We start from the raw sequence: 7,353 nt of genomic DNA, 5'->3' as shown, positions 1-7,353 counted from the left end.
AGCCGTGTGCGGTGAAAGTCGCAAGCACGGTTTTGTAGGAGAGATGGTGGGGGACACTCTACCATCGACTCTCTAACATGCTGCCTCCTCGGTTTGTTGTGGAGGTAGTGAGTCCGGGTAGAGTGGGCAGGGATCGGGATTACGATCCTCTTCGAGGGCTTCGCCAACGCAAACGAGCTCAGTACGCAGCGCGGGGCATCGCAGAGTATTGGGTTATCGATCCAATAGAAGAAGTGGTGACGGTTTTGTGGCTTGAGGATGGGCAATATGTTGAGGTTGGGGTATTTCGGGATGGAGAGGCGATCGTATCTCCGATGTTTCCACAGCTAAGTTTGACGGTTCAACAGATTTTGAGTGGAGAGGTTTAAGGGCGGATCAATAGCTAATTGGTTAGCATTCATCTAACCACCTACCGATTAGTGAAAATCTCCACCTTCAACCTGATTAAGGCCATGTTTCAATCCCTGATAGGGATTTAGGTTGATTGCAACCTGTAAGTTTCGCTAACAGTCACACCCTTTTTAGATAGTGACGTGAGAATATCACCAACCTTACTTTGCTAAATAAATCTAGGCGGGGATACTCTAATTTCCCCGCCTAAGCCCTGTAACCCTTACACATCAGGAAACTTTAAATTTGTGATGTGGTTAGTTTTGATAAGTATCTTTACTTTTTAAACAGGGATTTTTTGAAAAATATAATCAAATATCTGCTATTATGACATATCAACTGTTTATGTGGCTACACGAAACAAAATGCTATACAAATACAACCGCGCAAGCGCTAGAAGCGCTCCGACCTTAGCAACGCTCAGAGTGTCAGTTTTTTAAAAATGTCAGGTTTGCAGTCACAAGTGTACAGTTCTTAAAACTTCAATTTACAACTCAACGACAACTTGGAGGTTTTATGTATCAATTTCAAACTTTTGTTATTACAGCAACAATTAGTGTAGTTATGTTTTGTTATTTCACGTTGAAATATTTAGAAGTATCAGCACTTAATAAATTTATTGCATTATGTGCTATACAAGCTGCCATCGGGTCATTTTATTGGGTTTTTTTCACGGCTAGTGGTAAAAATTTTGCTCGCAATCAAAACAATAAACTACAAAATACAGTAGTAAATGAATCTCATCAACTATCAACTAACAATCAAGACCATACACAACAACATACCGTAGTAGATGAATCTCACAAACTATTTGCTGAAGGTGAAGCTTTACGAATTAATATTAATTTCAACTCCTTAATGGAAAAATACAAAAAGCTTTCTACTTTTGATGAAGTAGCAGAATGGGATAAAGAAGCTGAAAGCGCAATAGCAAAAATAGTTGTGTCAATAGAACGCTTAGACACGTTGATTTTGAAATACAGTAGTAATGTCAATACTTTCACACAAGAAAAATTTAAAAATAAGTATAAAGAAATTCTTGAAAATATGGCTGAAAAATTGCAAGAAGCTATAGACTTCACTCCCAAAAATTCAGAGGAAAAAAAGACCTTATTAAAAGAATTAACTCTTGCTAAAAAAGAATTGCAATTACAGAAAAGAGAGGTGGCAGCTACAATGAAAAATGTCAACCAAGAATCACGTTCCAAAAGTGTTCGTGCTGGGAGTTATTTGTGGATGTATAATTCTAAAATAGCTGCAAAAGAACGACGTAAAATTCGTTATCAAAGGGACGCAGAGTTAAAACCTAACGAAGCGACAAAAGCTGCTATCGAACGTCAAATTTTGCAGATTGATAAAGATATAATGTTAATTAAACATTTTACAAAATAATTATTTCAAACTTGCTATCTAGAGAAATAACGTTATCCTTATGTAAGCGTAAAACACCTTTACAAGCTCTAGACGGTGAAACTTGTAAAAACACATCTTACTAAATCACGTTAAACGGTTTTTGAGTGTTATCGGTGTTTAAGTCTCCTTTGTTTATATCTTTTATTCTTGGGTCATTTTCCATCATTCTAGTTATTACTACACGCGCAAGAAAAGGATCTTTATCCACCGAATCATTCAATATTTCATCTATTATTTCATTAAATTCTTTAGTATCTTTATAAGGATGACCCACAAATATTATAGAAAACTCTGAAGTGAATTCAAAGTATAAATTTTTTAGGGTAAGTACGAGGTCTAAATCATGGTTTGATTCATATAAACTATCGTATTCACTTTTAATTTCTGCTTTATATTTCTCTTTTATAATTGTTGTTAAAATCTGAATTGAATTCCTATAGGAATCATAAATTTTCTCACGATACCATTTATGTCTATCACTTTCTTCTTGACTAATTCTTTGTTGTTTTTCTCGTTCCATTTGGTACTTATTATTTCTTGAATTATTCATTATTAATAAACCACCTGAAATTAAGGAGCCTAAGACAGCACCTAAAATGGAACCAAAGAAAATATAAATACCATTTGGCAGGGAAAACATATTATTTGAATTTTTGAAAGAGTGTAATAATCATAACCCTTTACATAAATGATTAGCAACTGTGTATCTGTGCGATTTTTCAACTACACTGCCACCGCTCCAACATCTGAGAACTGATGACTGATATCTAATGACCGCCACCGCTCCAACTGCTAGACCTTGCCAGCCTCTCAAACCGTGCGAGCCGTGCCTGTGGTGCGATTCTCACCCTTTCAGCCCTGCCAGCCATCCAATCATCCCAAAACCCCACACACCGCCCTAAATGGTGCATTTTTCACCCTTGCCAGTGCCAGCAGTCCGATCGCCTCTCACCTGGTCACAGTTGATCGCCTCGGAGTCATCCGATCGCCCTGTTGAATCTGGCAATTTGAAGGGGTAACGACAGCCGAAAAAAATTACTCCCTCAAAAAAACACCTACCCCTAGGCGCAAATTTTATCCATCAACCCGATTTAAATTCCAGTCGTAAGGCAAAAAAACGATCGCCCATCCATCACTCACAGCCACCTCCGGCCCCAAATAACCGCCCACATACTCAGCCACCGAACCCGCCGCTTTTACAAAATCCTCGCCGTACCACTTAAAAATCTTGCTCAAATAAAGCGTCTTTTTCTGGGCATCATATCGCACCTTATCAGGATTGTGAATAAAACGGCTCGCATCCGCTTCTAGTTGAGTCCGTACCGACTCCGGGAAATAAGCCCCCCGGCGCAGCAGCGGGCACCCGACAGAAGCGCAAACTAATGCAAAATGGATGCGCGGTTCCGCAAATTCCGGCCGCAATATTGCGTGTTCGATTTGATTGAGACTGTACTTTTTGCCGCCAATAATCGAATTTGAACGAGTGAAAAAATCCAAAAAACTCAGCCAGTTGGGAATTCCCAAAACTGTGGGACGGATGGACGCGATCGGATATACTTCCAGAACTTGAGAAATTGCGATCGCATTATACGCATTCAGCCACAACGCCAGCCGCGCATCCGCATCAGTACCATCGGCCAAATCCACATCCGCCAAACTTTCCAGCCACGCCCTCAAAACATCCGCCCCCTCAGCTTTCCAGCCCCGATAATTGACGCGGCCGAAATCGTCAACGTAGCGTTGCAGCAACTCGTCCCAAATCGTAAAGTCGATCGTACCGATCATTTATTACTACCCCTAATATAAGGCGGGCATTGCTTTAACTTCTGCATCTATTTAATACTACCGTCCACCCAAATAATACCTCCAACGGTAGGATTTTTTAGATTAGACCCGTCAAACGGGCTCTGGTTAAATTAGCTTGAGTAAAATTAGCGCCTTGTAAATTAGCTTGCCGCCAAGAAGCCCCGCTCAAATTTGCCCCGGATAAATTAGCTTCCCTAAAATTTGCTTCTCTCAAATCTGCCCCTTGCAAATTCGCATTTGCTAAACTCGCGTACCGCAGGCGAAGGCCGATAAAATCGCCGCCCGGACACTGGTTAGTTTACCGCAACTAATTGATTTGCTGCGGGTTAGGTGCAATCACTGGTGTAGCCAACTCCAAAATCATTCCCCATGAAACTGCTCCCAAAGTTACAGATTTCCTGCTCTTTACATCCTACAATTTTAACTACCAGCCGGGAAATCCCTCGGTATATTTAGAGGGGATTAATCTGAGCGCTGCGCGAAGTACCTCGTTGGGAATTACTCCTTGGGATGAAAGGCTCGTCGGGTGTAGGTACGGAAACCGACAATTAGACATTGCGAGTACCTTTAACTTTGATGTACTTCCTAGATATTAAAACAAAAGAAATGGTATATTAAGGTAGGTCGAAAAAAGAAGCTAAAAATGCAACTCACTTACAAATACCGCCTCAAACCAACCAAGCCCCAACTAGCAACTATTGTGGCTCATTTAGAACTCTGCCGTCGGCAGTACAACTACCGACTCGGCGAAAGATTTAGGTGGTGGGAAACCACGAGAACACCTATCAACGCCTGCCCATTGATTGTTTCGATAGTCCCTGTTGAGGAGATTTATCGAAATATTCCCTTGACTAGAGTGCAAACTAGGGATGGCAGAAAAAAGGATGAGTCAGGCAATCCTCTAACCAGGAAAGGTGATGTTTTCTCAAACATTGAAGGCGGATATGTACAGTGGCAGACGATACAATTAGCTGACCTGAAAAACACTAAAAAATTATTCCCTGATTATAAAGTGTTAGATTCCCAGGTTTTGCAAGATGTCGTCAACAGAGTTGAAACTTCCTTTTCAAACTTCACCACGCCCGACAAAAACGGCAATCGTAGAGGCAAGCCAAGATTCAAAGGGCTTCACTACTACAAATCCTTCACTTACCTTCAATTAGACAACTTAGATATTGTCAAAGATGAACAAAACAGGATTTGTATTAGCCTTGCAAAAATAGGTCAAGTGCCTATGGTCTTTCACCGTCCAATACCAACAGGATTCAAAGTTAAGACGGGTAGTGTTATCAGAGAAGCCGATGGGTGGTATATCTCCCTGACGCTAGAAGATAAAACGGTTCCCGTAACGGTTGCAGAAATTCTACCGACTGAAGAAAACACTGTTGGTATTGATTGGGGAGTCAATAATTACGTCTATCTTTCCAATGGCGAAAGAGTTGAGAATCCTAGATTTTTAAGGAAATCGGCTCAGAAATTAGCAAGGCTTCAAGCGAAGTTAGCTAATAGAGTCAAGGGTTCCCAACCTTGGAAAATAATCAAGGACAAGATTTCCCAACTCCATCAGTTCGTAGCTAGAGCTAGATTAGATTTTCAATTTAAAACTGCACATGAGTTACTTAGCAAGTGTGAGGTTTTAGTTGTTGAAGATTTGAGTGTCAAAAATCTAACTAGACGTGCCAAGCCCAAGACTGATATTGAGAATGGTAATTTGGTTTATTTGCCTAACGGTCAGTCAGCTAAGAGTGGTTTGAATAAATCCATGCTTGATGCTGCTCACGGGCAATTCGCCAACGTTCTGAAATATGTCGCATGGAAACTAGGTAAAAGTGTTTTATTTGTTGATCCAAAGGGAACTTCCCAGCACTGTTGGAACTGCCTCAACAAAGTCCCGAAAGAATTATCGGAACGGTGGCATTCTTGTCAATGTGGAGAATCTTTGGATCGAGATGAAAATTCAGCCAAACTTATAAATAAGATTGGTCTAAGTTACGAAAGTGGCGGGGGAACTCCGTCACTCAAAAAAGCCTTTGAAAAAAAGGAAAAAGAAGCCTGCGGTCTAACTGTACTCAGTTGACCGTCAGGTTCGTTCACAAGATTCTTAATTTCAACTTCAACAGGGATCGGTTTCTTCCGGCACAACACCCCTCTCACTTTGAGCTGCAATTTTTTAAATTCCCCTTACCTTCCTAACAAATTATGACGGATCAAACCAACTTTTTCGATAAACTGTTAGCGGCTGTTGAAACCAATCAAAGTTTGCTCTATTTAGCCCTCGATCCAGACCCAGAAACCTTGCCCCCGCAGGTTTCCATGACTGGGGAAGAAACTCAAACTTTTGTAACTGATTTGTTTACCAAGCTAAAAAGTGCGATCGACCAAACAGCCGATTTAATTTGTGCCTGCAAAATCACCCTCGGTTTTTACCAATCTCTCGGTATTCCCGGTTGGGCATTGCTGGAACAAATTTTAACAATTATTCCCCCTCACCTGCCAGTAATTTTAGATGCCAAACACTGCGATTTAAATACCAGCACAGTGTTTGCCAAAATTGTATTTCAAGACTGGCGAGTTGACGCTATTACCTTAAGTCCCTATGCCGGATTCGACCAAGTAGCGCCATTTTTGTTATACGCTGGAAAAACAGTTTTTGTCCTCTGTGCCACCGCCAACCCCTCAGCCGAGGCTGTGCAAGAATACCCGACGCCAAAAAACCCTTTGTACTTGCAATTAGTCCGACTCTCTCAAACTTGGGGAACTCCCGAAAAACTAGGTTTAGAAGTAGGAATAATGCCGGATATGTTAGCTCGCATCCGCAAAGAAGCTCCAGAACGCCTAATTTTAGTCGAAGGAGACATCGCCGAGGAAAATGACCTCACAGAAGAAAACGACCTCGCACAACTGCTGGCGGCGGGTTTAAGCACAAATGGTGACGGTTTGCTGCTGCCAGTCCCCCCAAGTTTATTAGCGGGAAAAGAGCCACGCCGAGAAATTGAGAAATTGCGGGATAGTATTAATAAACAGAGGCTGCGGGCGATCGAAGGTAGTCCCACTTGCGAACTGTGGCTGCCCGATGTTTGCTTTTTACAACCGGAACCTCACCGCGATTTAATCTTGCAACTTTATGACATCGGCTGCGTAGTTTTTGGCGACCACGTACAAGCATCGGGTGCCGTATTTCCATATTACATCGACTTGCGGAAAATAATTTCTATTCCGCAGATTTTCCATCAAATTGTCAGCGCTTATGCAGAGATTCTCAAGGATTTAAAATTCGATCGCATTGCCGGAATTCCCTACGGTTCTTTACCCACAGCAACGGGTTTAGCATTGCGGATGGAACGCCCGATGATTTTCCCGCGCAAGGAGGTGAAAACTTACGGTGCAGGCAAATTAATTGAGGGGCATTTTCAGGCAGGAGAAACGATTGTCGTAGTGGATGATATTTTGATTAGTGGCAAAAGCGTAATGGAAGGCGCGGCTAAGTTAAAATCGGCTGGCTTGAATGTGGAAGATATCGTGGTATTAATCGACCACGAACAGGGAGTCAAAGATAAGATGCAGGCCAACGGTTATCGCGCACATTCCGTGTTAGCGCTTTCGGAAATTGCTGAAGTTTTGTATCGAGCAAGTCGCATTGATACCGAGCAATTCAATCTTTTGACGGCGGAACATTAAACTATAAAATATCTAGTTACCAGGCTCTGCCTGGTAATTAATACCCGGAGGCTCTGCCTCCAAAAT

7 protein-coding genes are annotated in these 7,353 nt (G+C 41.7%); 4 read left to right on the top strand and 3 right to left on the bottom strand.

What is annotated here, in order from left to right:
- Nucleotides 1-77 precede the first annotated feature (77 nt).
- Together QUB04_RS26190 and QUB04_RS26185 are read left to right on the top strand one after the other, a co-directional pair.
- Complete coding sequence (locus QUB04_RS26190; RefSeq protein ID WP_333288919.1) at nt 78-368, top strand: Uma2 family endonuclease; 291 nt, start codon at nt 78-80, stop codon at nt 366-368.
- A gap of 538 nt (nt 369-906) precedes the next feature.
- Entirely contained in the window at nt 907-1,782 is an 876-nt protein-coding gene (locus tag QUB04_RS26185) for a hypothetical protein (protein ID WP_333288917.1), read from the top strand.
- 100 nt (nt 1,783-1,882) lie between these two features.
- Here the strand turns inward: QUB04_RS26185 and QUB04_RS26180 are convergent, their stop codons facing one another.
- The 3 genes from QUB04_RS26180 to QUB04_RS26170 form a co-directional block, all read right to left on the bottom strand.
- Nucleotides 1,883-2,443 carry a hypothetical protein gene (locus tag QUB04_RS26180; protein ID WP_333288915.1) on the bottom strand — a complete coding sequence of 187 codons (561 nt, stop codon included), beginning with the start codon at nt 2,441-2,443 and terminating at the stop codon, nt 1,883-1,885.
- A 434-nt stretch (nt 2,444-2,877) separates the two neighbouring features.
- A complete protein-coding gene (locus tag QUB04_RS26175) occupies nt 2,878-3,588 on the bottom strand; it encodes a DUF547 domain-containing protein (RefSeq protein ID WP_333288913.1) in 711 nt (236 codons plus the stop codon).
- A gap of 97 nt (nt 3,589-3,685) precedes the next feature.
- Nucleotides 3,686-3,868, bottom strand: a complete 183-nt coding sequence (locus tag QUB04_RS26170) for a pentapeptide repeat-containing protein (RefSeq protein WP_333288926.1) — start codon at nt 3,866-3,868, stop codon at nt 3,686-3,688.
- Between the two features lie 384 nt (nt 3,869-4,252).
- Between QUB04_RS26170 and QUB04_RS26165 the strand changes: the two genes are divergently transcribed.
- Both QUB04_RS26165 and QUB04_RS26160 read left to right on the top strand, forming a co-directional pair.
- Nucleotides 4,253-5,686, top strand: coding sequence for a transposase (locus QUB04_RS26165; protein WP_333288911.1), 1,434 nt, complete (start codon nt 4,253-4,255; stop codon nt 5,684-5,686).
- A 122-nt stretch (nt 5,687-5,808) separates the two neighbouring features.
- Nucleotides 5,809-7,287: a bifunctional orotidine-5'-phosphate decarboxylase/orotate phosphoribosyltransferase gene (locus tag QUB04_RS26160; RefSeq protein WP_333288910.1), complete on the top strand. Its 1,479-nt coding sequence runs from the start codon at nt 5,809-5,811 to the stop codon at nt 7,285-7,287.
- Nucleotides 7,288-7,353 lie beyond the last annotated feature (66 nt).

The organism is Microcoleus sp. D2_18a_B4, assembly GCF_036702475.1.
Taxonomy (GTDB): Bacteria; Cyanobacteriota; Cyanobacteriia; order Cyanobacteriales; family Microcoleaceae; genus Microcoleus.
The sequence above is the reverse complement of the archived record's forward strand: the minus strand, read 5'-3'. Positions and strand labels throughout refer to the sequence as shown.